At 51.8% G+C, this 15,031-nt stretch carries 15 protein-coding genes; 6 read left to right on the top strand and 9 right to left on the bottom strand.

Annotation, left to right across the window (positions count from 1 at the left end):
• Positions 1 to 29 precede the first annotated feature (29 nt).
• Together OGX97_RS04990 and OGX97_RS04985 are read right to left on the bottom strand one after the other, a co-directional pair.
• Positions 30 to 1,391, bottom strand: a complete 1,362-nt coding sequence (locus OGX97_RS04990) for an MFS transporter (RefSeq protein WP_003845612.1) — start codon at positions 1,389 to 1,391, stop codon at positions 30 to 32.
• Between the two features lie 213 nt (positions 1,392 to 1,604).
• The gene (locus OGX97_RS04985) at positions 1,605 to 2,519 is read right to left on the bottom strand and encodes a GntR family transcriptional regulator (RefSeq protein WP_279850927.1); all 915 of its coding nucleotides are present in this window, start codon (positions 2,517 to 2,519) and stop codon (positions 1,605 to 1,607) included.
• A gap of 137 nt (positions 2,520 to 2,656) precedes the next feature.
• Here OGX97_RS04985 and OGX97_RS04980 point away from each other — a divergent pair, with 137 nt between their 5' ends.
• Both OGX97_RS04980 and OGX97_RS04975 read left to right on the top strand, forming a co-directional pair.
• Complete coding sequence (locus tag OGX97_RS04980; protein WP_048215005.1) at positions 2,657 to 3,679, top strand: zinc-binding alcohol dehydrogenase family protein; 1,023 nt, start codon at positions 2,657 to 2,659, stop codon at positions 3,677 to 3,679.
• Positions 3,680 to 3,692: 13 nt separating this feature from the next.
• The gene (locus OGX97_RS04975) at positions 3,693 to 5,138 is read left to right on the top strand and encodes a tagaturonate reductase (RefSeq protein ID WP_279850926.1); all 1,446 of its coding nucleotides are present in this window, start codon (positions 3,693 to 3,695) and stop codon (positions 5,136 to 5,138) included.
• A gap of 104 nt (positions 5,139 to 5,242) precedes the next feature.
• Here the strand turns inward: OGX97_RS04975 and opgB are convergent, their stop codons facing one another.
• The 6 genes from opgB to OGX97_RS04945 all read right to left on the bottom strand — a co-directional run bounded on the left by opgB (position 5,243) and on the right by OGX97_RS04945 (position 10,971).
• Complete coding sequence (gene opgB, locus OGX97_RS04970) at positions 5,243 to 7,534, bottom strand: phosphatidylglycerol--membrane-oligosaccharide glycerophosphotransferase (protein ID WP_008786114.1); 2,292 nt, start codon at positions 7,532 to 7,534, stop codon at positions 5,243 to 5,245.
• Between the two features lie 230 nt (positions 7,535 to 7,764).
• Entirely contained in the window at positions 7,765 to 8,256 is a 492-nt protein-coding gene (locus OGX97_RS04965; protein ID WP_008786115.1) for a DUF2501 domain-containing protein, read from the bottom strand.
• Between the two features lie 70 nt (positions 8,257 to 8,326).
• Entirely contained in the window at positions 8,327 to 9,064 is a 738-nt protein-coding gene (dnaC, locus tag OGX97_RS04960; protein ID WP_286591947.1) for a DNA replication protein DnaC, read from the bottom strand.
• A 2-nt stretch (positions 9,065 to 9,066) separates the two neighbouring features.
• On the bottom strand, positions 9,067 to 9,606 hold the full coding sequence (gene dnaT / locus OGX97_RS04955; protein WP_279850925.1) for a primosomal protein DnaT: 540 nt from the start codon (positions 9,604 to 9,606) through the stop codon (positions 9,067 to 9,069).
• A gap of 124 nt (positions 9,607 to 9,730) precedes the next feature.
• A complete protein-coding gene (locus OGX97_RS04950; protein WP_020996241.1) occupies positions 9,731 to 10,204 on the bottom strand; it encodes a threonine/serine exporter in 474 nt (157 codons plus the stop codon).
• On the bottom strand, positions 10,195 to 10,971 hold the full coding sequence (locus OGX97_RS04945; RefSeq protein WP_003830006.1) for a threonine/serine ThrE exporter family protein: 777 nt from the start codon (positions 10,969 to 10,971) through the stop codon (positions 10,195 to 10,197). Before OGX97_RS04945 ends, OGX97_RS04950 begins: the two co-directional genes overlap by 10 nt.
• 458 nt (positions 10,972 to 11,429) lie before the next feature.
• Here OGX97_RS04945 and OGX97_RS04940 point away from each other — a divergent pair, with 458 nt between their 5' ends.
• Together OGX97_RS04940 and bglJ are read left to right on the top strand one after the other, a co-directional pair.
• The gene (locus OGX97_RS04940; protein ID WP_279850924.1) at positions 11,430 to 12,155 is read left to right on the top strand and encodes a helix-turn-helix transcriptional regulator; all 726 of its coding nucleotides are present in this window, start codon (positions 11,430 to 11,432) and stop codon (positions 12,153 to 12,155) included.
• The gene (gene bglJ, locus OGX97_RS04935; RefSeq protein ID WP_008786120.1) at positions 12,116 to 12,793 is read left to right on the top strand and encodes a DNA-binding transcriptional activator BglJ; all 678 of its coding nucleotides are present in this window, start codon (positions 12,116 to 12,118) and stop codon (positions 12,791 to 12,793) included. Before OGX97_RS04940 ends, bglJ begins: the two co-directional genes overlap by 40 nt.
• A gap of 57 nt (positions 12,794 to 12,850) precedes the next feature.
• Here the strand turns inward: bglJ and OGX97_RS04930 are convergent, their stop codons facing one another.
• Positions 12,851 to 13,309: a YbaK/EbsC family protein gene (locus OGX97_RS04930; RefSeq protein ID WP_003830001.1), complete on the bottom strand. Its 459-nt coding sequence runs from the start codon at positions 13,307 to 13,309 to the stop codon at positions 12,851 to 12,853.
• 235 nt (positions 13,310 to 13,544) lie between these two features.
• Between OGX97_RS04930 and OGX97_RS04925 the strand changes: the two genes are divergently transcribed.
• Positions 13,545 to 13,688 (top strand): hypothetical protein, encoded by a 144-nt coding sequence (locus tag OGX97_RS04925; protein WP_020996240.1) that lies wholly within the window; start codon positions 13,545 to 13,547, stop codon positions 13,686 to 13,688.
• The gene (locus OGX97_RS04920) at positions 13,678 to 15,021 is read left to right on the top strand and encodes a PTS sugar transporter subunit IIC (RefSeq protein ID WP_057067024.1); all 1,344 of its coding nucleotides are present in this window, start codon (positions 13,678 to 13,680) and stop codon (positions 15,019 to 15,021) included. The genes OGX97_RS04925 and OGX97_RS04920 overlap by 11 nt, the downstream gene beginning before the upstream one ends.
• Positions 15,022 to 15,031 lie beyond the last annotated feature (10 nt).

Genomic DNA, 15,031 nt, shown 5'->3' with positions numbered 1-15,031 from the left:
AAACGCGGTGTTATCGGGCATCTGGAGGATTAATCTTTACGCGGATCGCTGATGGGTTGGCGAACCAGGAAGATGTAGGCGAGGGCACCCACCATGGTGACGCAGCCGCAGATGATCAACGCCAGGCGGAAAGAGTTGGTGGTATCAACAATAAAACCGGTGACGATCGGTGCGAACGACGCGCAGATAAAGCTGGCAAAGTTCTGGATACTGCCCACGGAAGCTGTCATACGTGAGGCGACGGCGACGTGGATCAGACCCCAGCACGAGGTACCTGCGAAGTGGATACAGAACAGCGCCATACCGATCAGTAACACGGCGGCCATTGACGTTGTGGCCTGTGGCACGACGAAGGTGAAGGCCGCGGAGCAGAACATCCCGGCGATAATACAAATCTTACGGCTCTTAATCGGCGCCATACCGCCTTTCACCAGCCAGTCGGTGACAAAACCGTTAATCAGCATGCCGGCTGCGCCAAACAGGAATGGGATCGCCGCCATTAATCCGGTGCTTTTTAAATCCAGGTTGTAGGAGGTTTGCAGGTAGCCCGGCAGCCAGGCCAGGTATAACCATGCAGTGTAGTTGATGCCGCTAAAGCCCAGCATCATGCCCCACATGGTACGGTTGCGGAACAGGCTGCGCCATTCGGCAAAGCTCAGCGGATCGCGGCGGGCATTGACGCTACCGGCGTTCAGGTACGCTTGTTCCGTGGCGCTCAGCTCAATTTGCTCGCGGTTGCGATACAGCATGTACCAGCCGATGGCGAGGAAAATACCCAGCACGCCAATGGTGATGAACATCCAGCGCCAGCCCATTACCAGCATCATGGCAGCCAGAATCGGCGGGCTAATGGCAACCCCGATGGTGGAGGCGGCGTTGAATAATCCCATCGGGCGGCCGCGCTCTTTGATGTTAAACCAGTCGTTGATGACCTTTACGCCGCACGGGTTCATTGGCGCTTCGCCGATCCCCATTCCGATACGCACCAACACAAACTGGGTGAAGCTGTGCACCATGCCGGACATCGCCTGAAACAGCGACCAGAAGAACATCCCCAGTCCCAGCATAATGCGCGGACCTTTGCGGTCCAGCAGCGGACCGCAGGGCAGTTGCGCAATACCGTAAGCGAGAGAGAATACCGACAGCAGCACGCCGATTTGCGTGGCGCTCAGCCCCAGTTCTTCACGAATCGTTAAGTTGGCGACAGACAGTGAACTGCGGTCGAGGTAATTAATCACCGCAGCAAAAAATAATAAAATCATTGCTGTGGTCTGGATACGTTTAATTCGGCTACTGCGTTGCACCATGCCCTCAGGCGGAACATTAATATCCGCAGATGACGACGTGCCAAACGAAGAACTTGGGTCGAGGGTAATATTATTTTTTTCCACGCCGGACTCCTGAACCTCAATAATTTATTTTTCACACAGCAGGACTGTGCAGTATTGAAAAAATACCAGTGATGAATCAATTTGCTCATCACCGCTCACAAAAGTTTTTAATGCAGTCGACTTAGCGTGAGCATAGGCAAGAGGTATTTTTCAGGCGTTTTTATTTTTATAAAATCGTGCTCCCGGTAATGATTTGCTGTTTTTTATCGGTACTTAATGAGCGACGTTACAACCCTGGTTGATGGAGCGAATCATCGATTGTTTGGCTGAATTCAAATGGTTACAGAGCGCGAGGGTGGCATCCAGGTCGCTGCGACATATCAGCGCGCTGAGGATGGTCATATGCTCATCAATGGCAATGATGTTACGCTGCTTGAGGTCGCTCTCATCCCACTGATAGTGGAAGTGGAAAATCACGGAGATGATTTCAAGTGATTGATTAAAAAATACATTATCGGCAGCAGAGAGTAGCAAAGCATGGAACTCACGATCTAACTGCGAGAACATGCGAAAGCTGCTGCCGATGCTGTCGCGCAGGATCCGATGGCGCTCCAGCAGCGTTTTAGCCTGCAACCAACGCGGGTCATCATCGGGCAGATTGAGGAAATGCTGCAGAGAATGCGTTTCCAGCATCTCTCTGAGTTCAAACAGCTGTTCAGCATAGGCCTGATCGAATTGCTTCATGCTCCACTGACCGCGTTTTTCGTTTTTAATCAGGTTGTAACGCTCGAATTTTAAAAGATATTCCCGCACTACCACCGGGCTGACGCCTGCGGCTCTGGCAAGCTGCAGTTCGGAGAAGCTCTCGCCTGCACGCAGCTGTCGCTGGTTGATCATGGTGAAAAACGCCTGTTCAAAAATCCGGTTTTGCTCGGTCATGGAGGCGGTGGTGCAGGCAAAACCATCGTCATGATCGGGTTTTCGCATGATGACATAGTGGCTGCCGACCTGGGTCAGAACGCCGCACTCGCCTAAGTGGCTCAGCATATGGCGCACGGTGGTGCGGCTGATGTTGTACATCTCCGCCAGTGCGCTTTGTGAGGGGAGTGGGGAAGGGATATGACCACGCGCCATATCATCGATTATCTGGTTAATCACATTGTGGCGTAAGTTCTGCGAACGGCTCATGGTTTCTCCTTTTTATCTATTAAAACCCGATTTAAAACATTTTTATGCGCTGGAATTCACAGATTGTGTTTCTGCTTTCTCCGTCCTTTTTATTTTCGTTGATATCTGAGGCAACAAAAAAACAGGAGAGCAGAATCATGTCTACGATGAATACGTTGATTTGCCAGGAACCTAAAAAATTAGTCTGGAAAGAGCGCGAAATACCTATTCCGGGTGAGGGTGAAGCATTAATTAAAATTAAATCGGTAGGAATTTGTGGTACCGATATTCATGCCTGGGGTGGCAATCAACCTTTTTTCAGCTACCCGCGTGTATTAGGGCATGAAATATGTGGGGAAATTGTCGGTCTGGGTAAGAATATACAGAATCTGAAAAATGGTCAGCAGGTGGCGGTTATTCCTTACGTGGCCTGCCAGCAGTGTCCGGCATGCCTGAGCGGGCGCACCAACTGCTGCGAGAAGATTTCAGTGATTGGCGTGCACCAGGATGGCGGTTTCAGTGAATATCTGTCCGTTCCGGTGACCAACCTGCTGGATGCGCAGGGGATTGACCCGCAGGCGGCGGCGCTGATTGAGCCTTACGCTATCAGCGCTCATGCGGTACGCCGGGCGGCGGTGGCTCCGGGTGAGCAGGTGCTGGTGGTCGGCGCGGGTCCGATTGGTCTGGGGGCGGCAGCGATTGCCAAAGCCGATGGCGCACAGGTGGTGGTCGCCGATACCAGTCCAGCACGCCGGGAGCACGTGTCTTCCCGGTTGGGACTCCCGGTTATCGACCCATCCGCTGAAGATTTTGATACGCAGTTGCGTGACCAGTTTGGCGGTTCGTTGGCGCAAAAGGTTATTGATGCCACGGGGAATCAGCATGCGATGAACAACACGGTGAATCTGATTCGTCATGGCGGCAGCATCGTTTTCGTTGGGCTGTTCAAAGGCGATTTGCAGTTCTCTGACCCTGAGTTCCACAAGAAAGAGACCACCATGATGGGCAGCCGCAACGCCACGCCGGAAGATTTCGCCAAAGTGGGCCGTTTGATGTCGGAAGGCAAACTTACCGCCGACATGATGCTCACGCACCGTTACGCGTTTGCCACACTGGCAGAAATCTACGAACGGGATGTGATTAACAACCGTGAGCTGATTAAAGGCGTGATCACGTTCTGAGAGGGGAAATGCGATGAAGACATTGAATCGACGTGATTTTCCGGGGGCCAGCTACCCAACGCGCGTGATCCAGTTTGGTGAAGGTAACTTCCTGCGGGCGTTTGTTGACTGGCAACTGGATATCCTCAACGAGCAAACCGATCTGAACGCTGGCGTGACCATCGTTCGCCCGATCAATACCGATTTTCCGCCGTCGCTGAATACCCAGGACGGGCTGTATACCACGCTTATTCGCGGGCTAAACGAGCAGGGTGAGGCAGTGAGTGAGGCTCGGCTTATCTGTTCGGTGAATAACGAAATCAACCCGTATCAGGATTTCGCGGCGTATCTGGCGCTGGCGCACAATGCGGACATCCGTTTTGTGTTTTCGAATACCACCGAAGCCGGAATTAGCTATCACGCAGCTGACCGTGTGGATGATGAGCCGCCGGTGAGTTTTCCGGCCAAGCTGACACGCCTGCTGCTGGAGCGTTTTAACCACTTTGCGGGCGCGGTGGATAAGGGCTGGGTAATTATCCCGTGCGAGCTTATCGACTATAACGGTGAGGCGCTCAAAACGCTGGTGCTGCGCTATGCGCAGGAGTGGCAGCTTCCTCCGGCATTTGCCGACTGGGTGGAGACGGCAAACACGTTCTGTTCCACGCTGGTCGACCGCATTGTCACCGGCTACCCGCGCGAAGAAGCCGCTACGCTGGAGGCTACGCTTGGCTATCACGATGCGTTTCTCGATACCGCGGAGCATTTTTACCTGTTTGTGATCCAGGGGCCGCAGTGGCTGGCAGAGGAGCTGAAGCTGGCGCAGTGTCCGCTGAATATCCGTGTGGTGAGCGATATCAAACCGTACAAAGAGCGCAAGGTCGCTATCCTCAATGGTGCGCATACGGCTCTGGTGCCGGTCGCGTGGCTGTGCGGGCTGGAGACCGTTGGCGAGGCGATGCAGGATGCTGATGTCCGCCGCTTTGTCGAGCGGGCGATTAGTGAGGAGATTATTCCGGTGTTGGATCTCCCGGCGGACGAATTGCGTGAATTTGCCGATGCGGTGAGCGGGCGTTTTCAGAACCCCTACATTCGCCACCAGTTGCTTTCCATTGCGCTTAATGGGATGACCAAATTCCGCACCCGAATTTTGCCGCAGCTGCTGGCGGGTCAGCACAATGGGCGCTGGCCCGTGCGGTTAACGTTTGCCCTCGCTGCGCTGCTGGCGTTTTATCGTGCAGAGCGCGACGGGGAACGCTATCCGATACAGGATGATGAACAGTGGGTAAGCCTGTATGCCAGCCTGTGGCCGCGAGTAGGCAATGATTTAACGCTGCGTGAACTGGTGGATGCCGTGCTTGGCGATGCGGCGCACTGGGGAGAGGATTTGACGTTGCTACCTGGCCTTGCCGGGCAGGTGACGGCCAATCTGGAGATGATTCTGGTACAGGGTATGCGCCAGACGGTGAACGGTCTGGAATAAGGTTGCCATGCAGCGCCCGGTGTGGTGTTGGGCGCTGTTTTTTTCAGACAATACATTCGGTTCACGATAGGCCTGATAAGCAAAGCGCTATCAGGCCTTTCATGTTACGAACCCTGAGCCACGACTTTGATTTCAACCATCCCGATCCCCAGCTTACGCGGTGAGTGACCGAGAATATTGCCCTCGTTGGTGGCGACCGGATCGGGTGGAACAATTACCAGCGTATCGGCATCCGCCGGGTTATCAAAATGTAAGGTGGTGGTGCTGACATCATGGCCTAACACCAGCGTCTGCTCCTCGTTGCCAACGCGCACGGGGATCGGACGATTGGCATTGTCACCGAAGGCTTTCGCGGTAATGACCAGATCGAATTTCTTCGGTAGCGGGGCTTTGTACTCAATCGTTACTTCTTCGCTGAGCTGCGCATTGGACCAGCGTCCCCAGGATTCGGGGCGTGAAATGCCGCTAAACTGTTTGACCTCTTCCGGCGCGCCCGCCACGTTGAAAACGAAGCTATCTGCTTTGTAGCGAATGTCGTTATCGACAATTTTCAGCGTATCGACGTTACCTTTATAGCGCTCCATGTCGATCACCGTGTCTTTAAATACGGTTTTACTTTTCCACTTGGCTTTATCGACGTGCTGTACGATTTGCTGTCCGCCCAGTTGCCCCTGTGATACGCACCAATCGGTAGAGAGTGCCAGCTCCGGCGCCCACAGTTGCGCCATTTTGTAGCAGCGATCGACCCAGACGAAGTTATCGCGTGGGGCGAAATCTGCCAGCTGGAAGCGCAGCGGGGCCGAGTATTCGCTTTCCGGCAGCGGCTCGACGCGTTTGTCCGATACGCGCAGCAGCAGCGGCAGGCGGAAATGACTGCCGGAGAAAGAGATCATATTTTTGTCCTGGTCGACTGTGAACTCTTTCATCTCTTTCGGGAAATTCCACAGGCGAATGATATCGGGCTTCCACGCCAGCATTTTTTCTTTGATGTTCAGGAAAACTTCCGAGACGGATTCGCTCGACAAGCTGCTGCGGCCAAGGCCGATAAAGTTATCGCCGCCGAGAATATCCAGTACCGTTGCGCCGTTATCCATCGTGTTACGCTTTACCGCCAGCGTGTCCTGTTGCGGTTGATCGCCGCGCAGTACGAAGAACAGGTTGTTGCGGTCCTGCTTGTTCAGATACTTCCATGCGGTGTTGTTCATCGCCAGATGATCGGAAGACACCACGATAACGGTATCTTTAAACCACGGCGATGCTTTGATTTTATTGATAAATTCGGCAATGTTTTCCTGGCTGCAGCTGACCGCGCTGAACGATTGGTTGGCCTTCCCGTCGATGTCATAACGTTTACGGTTGCAGCTACGGGAGATAAATCCATCCGGATGATGGGTATCCACGGTCAGGGTAAACAGTGAAAAACGCTGGCCCGAGCGCGAAAGCTCTTCGAATTTTTTCCACGCTTCGTCCAGCACGGTATCGTCGTAGAAGCCCCAGTCGTTACGATAGGTCGGGTCCGCCACCACGCTTTTTAACTCTTCCGCACCATACAGATGGTCAAAGCCGTGAGATTTCAGGAACACGTCTTTGCCAGCAAAGCGCAGGTTGGCACCCTGCACAAAGTAGTTCTGATAGCCGGAGTTTTTCAGGATATCGCCCAGACAAATATTGTTAGGGAAGAAACTTGAAACCGACGCAGAGGCGTTGCCTTCAAACGGCGCAAACAGCGGAATACCGCACTGGGAGGCGACCATGCCCGCGATGGTGTAATCCGTACCCGGCAGCTGCATGGTGTTGCTGAAATCCAGACCTTCGTTTTTCAACGCGCCGAGTTCCGGGGTCAGATCCGGGAACGCGTCGTTATTAAAATAGGTGCGTTCGAGGCTCTCACCGTAGATATACACCAGGTTCAGCTTCGGATTGGGAATGGTTTTCGATGGCTCTTTATAATACGTCGGGAAATCCGGGTCGCCATCGCGTGACTGCGACTTCACCAGTTCGGTTATCTGGTGAAATGCCGGGCTAGCGTCAACGGAGGCCAGCGCCAGCAGCAGGGCCAGCAGACTGTAACCCACATGATGTGGATGATGGCGACGGCGGCGTAGGATCCAGCCGAGAGCGACAAAAACGGTCGTCAGCGCTAGCGCGATCCCAACGCCCGGCAGAATATATTTGCCGATGCCTGCGCCGGTCAGGCTGTTGGTCAGCGTATAGAGAACCGCGTCATTGATCCCGTCGCCGGTGAAATAGTCACTGGCATAAAGCGTGATATTCAAGACAATAAAAATCCCCAGCACCGTTAACGTGGCGGCAAACCACCAGGTGTTGCGACCCGCTTTCCAGGCATAAATCAGCACTGAAGCGAGAAACAGAGTGATGGAGATTAATTCTGACAACGGTCGATCCTCAGTAAACCGGGCAATTGCCTGGCAGGCTAATCATTTGGTGAGAGAACAATGTAATAGCGTTGTTACATTGCTGCAATTGTAGTGACATTAAATTACGTTGTTATTCAGAATTGGTTTAGATATGCGCGTTTTTGTGGGGAAAGACTGTTTATTTGGAATGTGAATGTATTGTCGAAAATAAATAGATGCCGCGCAGGTTATACGCGGCATGTCGTGCGTCAGGAAATGAAGTTCATGCCCTGTTTTAACACCAGATCGCAGGCCTTGGTTTTTACCTGCTTCGCCAGCGAGCTGTTGCCAATTGTGTTCAGGTCCAGCTGTTGACCATCTTTGGCGTTGAGCAGCCCCTGAATCCCGTCCATATAGTTGGTGTCTTGCTTCTGCTCAGGCGCGCTGAGTCCCAGTTTATCCAGCACCTGGTTTTTGACGTTTTGCGCGTCGGTGACCGAGGCCAGTTTCTGTTTAGCGCAATATTCCAGGATCCCGGCGGCGTTATTCATGCTGCTGGAGGTCAACGACTGATTGCTGCCATTCAGCAGGCTGGTCAGGGAAGAGAGCGACGAGCTGCTTTGCGAGCCGGAGCTTTGTTTGCTCAGCTCACTGGCCGCGCTGGAGAGCGAATCCTGCCAGGAGGCGGCGAAAACGCTGGTGGAGATGAGCGTGCTGGCGGCAAGCGCACAGCACAGCAGACGTTTGGTAGTTTTCATCATTATATGCAACTCGTGTTATGCCTTTTCAGCGCAGTATAGCGCTGGCAGTCTTAGGAGTGGTCCTAATACGTTAATACTCTTTCCCGGTTACCCGACTACGGTAGCTTTCCCAGTTAAAAATGACCCACAGACTGTTGCCAAGGCGCATACGATCCATCACGCGCTCACCCAGCAGCTTGTTCATTTCATCCATATTGCTGTTAGTTAACATACCGGTCGGACGTTTTGAGGACGAACGGCGATCGACAATCTGATTAATGATCAATTTTTCATAGCGGGATTCGGTCTGCATGCCGATCTCGTCGATCACCAGCAGATCCACATTGCTCAGATCGTTGAGCAGCTGTTCTTCGCTGGTTTCACGATTACTGAACGTTTCTTTCATCGCCGACATGATATCGGCCACGGTAATGATCAACACTGACTTACCACGCAGCAACAGTTCGTTGCAGATGGCGGCGGCTAAATGGTTTTTGCCGGTGCCGGGTTTGCCGGAGAAGATAAAGCTGGCGATGTTGCCGTCAAACTCTTCAACATACTGGCGGGCTTTGCTCAGGGCGTTCATCTGACCTTCGCACTCTACCCGATAGTTTTCGAACGAACAGTTCTGATGCAGCGGACGGATACCGGAGCGGTTGAATGTGCGCTGCATTTTCATCGCCCGGTTTTCGCGGGCCAGCGCTGCGGCACGAATTTCACCTTGCTCTTTTTGCCATGCCAGCAGCTCTTCGCCCGTTTTAAAGGCGGGCTCGACATTAGGTGGCATCATTTTTTGCAGACGTTTCATCAGGTCGCCAACGTTTTTCATCGTTATCCTCTAAAACCCGGTGGAATGTGGCTGTCAGGTTCACTGACGCTGTTCACATCGCGCTTTGGCATTCCGCCATTGCTGGCCCGTCCAATCTGAATGCTGCGCGCCAGTTTTTGCTGCCACTGAATATGGTGAAAGACTTTTCCTTCAGCCTGCCAGTAGGCAACAAATGAGGCCAGCTCTTCAGCAGTAACCGGCTCTCTCAACGCTATGCCCCATAAAGCAGCCTGACGCTGAAAATCGGCATCAGGCTGCCAGGCAGCGTACATCGCAAATTTCCCCATTGGCACGGCAACGGGAGCGGCTTGCGGCTCTTCATAAAATTGATCATCCAATGTCACATCGCTTCCCGGGCGTGACAGTTTCTCCTCAAGCGCCAACAGCTCAGCCAGTCTCGCAGGCGTCACCGCGTAAAACGCTGGCGCATTGTTAGCGAATACGGCTACGGCGCCACCCGCAGACTTGGCCAGCACGGCGTGGTGATCGTGTAGTAAGGCGTCAATGCTAGTGACGTCTGGCGTCAAAATTTTGCAGGGCATAATGTTTCTCAATACTGAACAACAACCGAGAAGGGGACTGCTTTTATAGTAACACAGAGAAGAAGGAGAGCAGCAGATGAGGGGGAGATTCCCCTCTCTGCAGGGTATTAAAGAAAGTGCACCGTCAAACGCGTGGGCGTTTGCGATACAGCCATAATCCTGGCACGGATAGCCCGATGGAGAGCGCGCCGACAATCGATGAGGCTTTCAGAAAATTGGTCAGCAGGGTGATCATCAGCGCTTCGCTGTAGCCAAAATGACCGATTTTTACCGCCGAGATCATGGCGGTGTAGGCGGAGATCCCAGGGAACATCGGGATCACTGCCGCAACGGTAAAGACTTTCGGATGCGCCAGATACCAACGCGACCACTGGATCCCAATGCAGCCGACCAGCAGCGACGCCATAAAGGTCGACCATTCGATATTAAACCCTGCGCTCATCATCACCATTCGCGAACCGTGGCCGAGCGCGCCGAGTAACGCACACCAGGGGAGCGCCCGATGAGGGACATTAAATACCATGGCAAAGCCTACCGCCGGGATCGCCGACAGGATCATATCCTGCATTAACGCCAATATGAAATCGATCACGCCCATCCGCGCAGCCCCCATAAGGTCATCGACATGACCACGCCAATGCAGGTTGCCAATGTCAGCAAACTGGCAATCGCCCAGCGGGCGAGCCCGGTATTAATGTGTCCCTTAAACATATCCGCGACGGAGTTGATCAGCGGAAAGCCCGGAACCAGCAGCAGCACGCTGGCGGCCATGGCGATGGTCGGGGTGTGGTTAAACGTCGGTAGCGTCAGCAGCAGACCAGAAATCGTTGTCGCCACAAACGCGGTGATGCAAAAGTTAATTTGCGGGTGCAAATGCCGGGACGCCAGAATCTGGCGGATATACATTGCCACCATGCTGGCGAAAAAGGTGATCACCGCACCATCCCATCCGCCGTTATTGAGCTTACAAAAGCAGGCGCAGGACAAGCCGACCATGAAGGCGACCAGCCATCTTGGATAGCGTAGCGGCTTAATCTGGCTAAAGCGTTTCTCTACCCCTTTAATATCCAGCAGTTTATGTTCCGCCAAAATGACAATGTGCTGCACTTCCGTCACGACGTGCATATTAATGCCGCGATCCTGATTTTTTCGCGTTGATGTCAGGCATTGCCCGTCTTTAATGGTGGTCAGGACGATAGCGTTAGAGGAGATGGCGCTTTCTACGCTATCCATGCCAAGTGCCAGCCCGAGGCGGGTGGATAACTCGTCAACCAGAGCGCTTTCTGCCCCATGCTGAAGTAAAAAAAGTCCGCATTGAATACATAACCGTGTAACCGTTCGCTGTGACGACTGCTCTGTTTGCATGGCTCGCTCTGACTGAAAAGGATCTCTTTGAGTGACGAATGTCTTCTTTTTATCATGAAGCATGAGCCCGCTGGCTCTGGCTAAGATCAATCTTTGTGTCGAAAAAAGACACAGGTGATACGGTTGTGGCATCTTAACGCTCCCGTTCGCTAAGTTACGAGGGGGAGACATGATTGAAATGTAGCGCTATTTTCCCGGATGGCAAATACGTAAGCCATGCTAACGATCTATTGTAGTTATTATAATTGTACAGATAATGTATTTATACGTAATTGTGCAATAATAGCTTAGAATTTGGCGCTATTTGGATGGTGCCGTCAATACTTTTTGAAATAAATACCAAGGATAACAATTCACCCCGCTTATTGTTCGGAGTATTTTCCTGTGAGTTAAGATTATTAATCCACTCGGGAGAATTTAATTAAGTACGATTGCGGACTGGTGAGTGTGGAGGGGATATGTTGCCAGGACGCTGCAAAAACGCAATTATTATTAGTAAATCACCGATTATACAAACTGGGCTTAAAGGTATAATGCAGAGAAAGTTTTCCGATTACGAACTTACCTACTGTCGTTCTGTTGAAGAACTGACGTTATTACAGCTACGGTGTGCTGATTTGGTAATTGCTGATTTAACCGGAGACTGCAATCATCCACGTGCAGTTTGCGAACAATATTATTCTTTATTATCTCAGTACCGTGATATTCACTGGGTATTTCTCGTATCTCGTATATTTTATCCTCTGGCGGTTGAACTACTGATGTGTCCTGTCAGCTCGCTGCTCTCTGACGCCGAGCCGATTGAAAGTTTAGTGAATGTCATTCACGCGGGAAATACGCGAGCAGAGAGAATAAGCAAGGCGCTGCTCTCTCCGCCTGCTATGCCGCAATTGTTAGACCATAGCGCACGATCTATCGTTCTCACTCTCTCTGAAAGAAAAGTATTGCGCCTCCTTGGGAAAGGCTGGGGGATTAACCAGATTGCGGCGTTGCTGAAGAAAAGTAATAAAACAATCAGCGCCCAAAAGAATAGCGCTATGCGTCGCTTGTCGATAAATAGCAATGCAGAAATGTATGCCTGGATAAATAGCTCTCAAGGATCGCGAGAGCTTAATTTACCTTCAGTTTATGGAGAAACCACGGAATGGAAAGCAGAATCATCAAAAGAAACGTTGCACTGGTAGAAAAGTGCACGATGAGCAGCGTGGGTATTAAGAGTTTATTTAATACCATGCCAGATGACCAATATAAACTTCATCTCTTTTCAAACCAGCCCGCTTTTAGCCAGGCAATGTTAAAGATGTCGTTTTCGGCAGTTATTTTTTCCCTCTCTGCAATCAGAACCGATCGAAGAGCAGGGTTGACCTATTTAACGGAGCTGGCGATAAATTATCCGCGGATTCGCCGTGTGGTGATTGCCGATGATGACGCTGAAGCGCGTTTAATTGGTTCCCTGTCCCCCTTGCCGTTAGATGGCGTTGTGAGTAAAGCTTCTTCGTTAACGGTGTTGCAGGACGCGTTATTTACGGCGTTAAGCAGCCCTGGCCGGGGAACCGAAGGCACGAAAAACCATTGGTATATTAATCAAAGCCGTATGCTCAGCCCGACAGAACGAGAAATACTGCGCTTTATGTCGAATGGTTATTCAATGCCACAGATTGCTGTTCAGCTTGAACGGAACATCAAAACCATTCGGGCACACAAATTCAATGTGATGTCCAAACTGGGGGTCAGCTCGGATGCCGGGTTACTGGATGCCGCCGACATCCTGCTGTATCTGCGTGCTGGCGAGCCAGCGCCTTTTATGCAGGCGGTTTCGTGACGGGCAACGTTGACGTGTTTCTTGCCGGGCTTGGTCGCCGGTTTAGTGCGTGGAACATTACTGACACACGTCAACCCAGGTGGCAGAAGTCAGTTCAGCCATCCTTTCAGGCGTGATGCGAACTGCGCTGTGGATGGCACCTGCGGCAGGCAGCACTTCAGCGTAGTGTTTCAGAGAAACATCACAGTACACTGATATCGGTGTTTCTAATCCGAAGGGGCAAACGCCGCCAACGGGGTGCCCCGTCGCGTTCACGACCTCATCACTACTTAACATTCGGGCTTTGGCGCCGAACGTACTCTTTAGCTTTTTATTATCCAGTCGGGCATCGCCTTTTGCCACGACCAGGATGATATCGTTCTTCACCTTTAGTGAAAGTGTTTTCGCTATTTGGCCAGGTTCAACGTTATGGGCTTTTGCTGCCAGATCAACGGTTGCTGTGCTCTGGTTTAATTCGATGATCTCGATATCTGGTGCATGTTGCGCCAGGAATTGGCGTACTGATTGCAAACTCATTCTTCTCTCCCTATCGCTTACAGATAGCCCTGCACAGCAGAAAACTGCAGGATGTAATTTGTCATAGGGGCAACCACACTGTAAATATTTTATTGTAACAACATAGCAACATTAGCAGTTTTTCGATCGTCTTCACAATCAAAGAAACCGGTTACAGTAACCGGTTGCAGAATGCTGAAATGACGATTAATACTGAAGTTGTCACTTCCTCTGTATCACATAATAAGAGCCATCTATGAAACTTAACTCGAAAAGCGGTAGCGCTGGTGTTCCTCCCGGCACGGTTGCGAAAAGTGGTAATGGGCTTTACGTGGTGGCGGTGTTGATGCCAGCACGGTTGCAGGGTTTTGCACAACGGGAGAACGGCTATGTCTACTAACCATGCTGTGTTTAACGTGATTTTCCGCTTTGTTGAAAATTACGTCAGCCCTGTTGCCGGGCGCATCTCTTCGCAACGACATGTAATGGCCATTCGCGACGGTTTTATTTCGGCGATGCCTTTTATGATTGTAGGCTCTTTTCTGCTGGTTTTTGCCTACCCGCCTTTTTCTCCGGATACCACCTGGGGATTTGCTCGCGCGTGGCTGGATCTGGCAAAACAGTTTGAAGGCCAAATCCTCACACCGTTTGATATGACGATGGGGATTATGTCGGTCTACATATGTGCGGCTATTGCTTATAACCTGGGCAAGCACTATGTGAAGTCGCATCAGTTAGATCCGTTTATGTGTGCGATGCTATCAATCATGGCTTTTTTGCTGATTGCCGCGCCAAAAACCAAAGGCACAATGCCGGTTGAAAGCCTGGGAGGAACGGGGATTTTCACCGCCATCCTGGTGGCCATTTACTGTGTTGAAATGATGCGCTTCCTGAAGGCGCACAACATCGGCATCCGTTTACCCGATCAGGTGCCGCCGATGATCAAAAACTCTTTCGATCTGCTGATCCCGGTGCTGGTGGTAGTACTGACGCTGTACCCGCTGAGTCTGGTGATACAGTCGCAGTTTGACATGCTGATCCCTCAGGCCATTATGGCCATCTTTAAACCACTGGTGTCGGCTGCAGATTCTCTCCCGGCGATACTTCTGGCGGTATTGATTGGACATCTATTGTGGTTTGCGGGTATTCACGGCGCGGCAATTGTGTCGGGAATGCTGCAAATGTTCTGGCTAACTAATCTTGGGATGAACCAGTCGGCGCTGGCGCAGGGCGCGCCGTTACCGCATATCTTTATGGAAGCGTTCTGGACGTTCTTTATTGTGGTCGGAGGGTCAGGTGCAACGATGGGGTTGGTGATTTGCTATCTGCGTAGTCGTTCGGCTCATCTACGCTCGATTGGGCGTCTGAGCGTAGTCCCCAGCATTTTTAATATTAACGAACCGGTGATTTTTGGTACGCCGATTGTCATGAACCCGGTGTTTTTTATCCCCTTCCTGCTGGCCCCAATGGTGAATGCGGTACTGGCCTGGGCGGCGATGAAACTGGATTTAATTGGGCGGGTCATTTCAGTGGTTCCCTGGACAGCACCGGCACCGGTTGGCGCGGCATGGGCATTAGGCTGGGATTATCGTGCGGCTATTCTGGTGGTGCTGTTGGCGCTGGTGTCGGCCGTTATCTACTTCCCATTCTTTAAGGTCTACGAAAAGCAGCTATTGGCGCAGGAAAAAGAAGAAGCGCAGCGTATGGAAGAGGAAAACCAGCAGGTTGCATAAATATCTGGCG

It is taken from the genome of Citrobacter sp. Cpo061 (assembly GCF_030332845.1).
Lineage (GTDB): Bacteria > Pseudomonadota > Gammaproteobacteria > Enterobacterales > Enterobacteriaceae > Citrobacter > Citrobacter portucalensis.
This window is presented reverse-complemented; position numbering and strand designations above follow the sequence as displayed.

What these genes read in the sequence shown, in the direction of transcription:
- OGX97_RS04985 (WP_279850927.1), bottom strand. Translation starts at nt 2,519, where the DNA reads ATGAGCCGTTCGCAGAACTTACGCCACAATGTGATTAACCAGATAATC.
- OGX97_RS04980 (WP_048215005.1), top strand. Translation starts at nt 2,657, where the DNA reads ATGTCTACGATGAATACGTTGATTTGCCAGGAACCTAAAAAATTAGTC.
- OGX97_RS04975 (WP_279850926.1), top strand. Translation starts at nt 3,693, where the DNA reads ATGAAGACATTGAATCGACGTGATTTTCCGGGGGCCAGCTACCCAACG.
- OGX97_RS04965 (WP_008786115.1), bottom strand. Translation starts at nt 8,256, where the DNA reads ATGATGAAAACTACCAAACGTCTGCTGTGCTGTGCGCTTGCCGCCAGC.
- dnaC (WP_286591947.1), bottom strand. Translation starts at nt 9,064, where the DNA reads ATGAAAAACGTTGGCGACCTGATGAAACGTCTGCAAAAAATGATGCCA.
- dnaT (WP_279850925.1), bottom strand. Translation starts at nt 9,606, where the DNA reads ATGCCCTGCAAAATTTTGACGCCAGACGTCACTAGCATTGACGCCTTA.
- OGX97_RS04950 (WP_020996241.1), bottom strand. Translation starts at nt 10,204, where the DNA reads ATGGGCGTGATCGATTTCATATTGGCGTTAATGCAGGATATGATCCTG.
- OGX97_RS04945 (WP_003830006.1), bottom strand. Translation starts at nt 10,971, where the DNA reads ATGCAAACAGAGCAGTCGTCACAGCGAACGGTTACACGGTTATGTATT.
- OGX97_RS04940 (WP_279850924.1), top strand. Translation starts at nt 11,430, where the DNA reads ATGTTGCCAGGACGCTGCAAAAACGCAATTATTATTAGTAAATCACCG.
- bglJ (WP_008786120.1), top strand. Translation starts at nt 12,116, where the DNA reads ATGGAAAGCAGAATCATCAAAAGAAACGTTGCACTGGTAGAAAAGTGC.
- OGX97_RS04930 (WP_003830001.1), bottom strand. Translation starts at nt 13,309, where the DNA reads ATGAGTTTGCAATCAGTACGCCAATTCCTGGCGCAACATGCACCAGAT.
- OGX97_RS04925 (WP_020996240.1), top strand. Translation starts at nt 13,545, where the DNA reads ATGAAACTTAACTCGAAAAGCGGTAGCGCTGGTGTTCCTCCCGGCACG.
- OGX97_RS04920 (WP_057067024.1), top strand. Translation starts at nt 13,678, where the DNA reads ATGTCTACTAACCATGCTGTGTTTAACGTGATTTTCCGCTTTGTTGAA.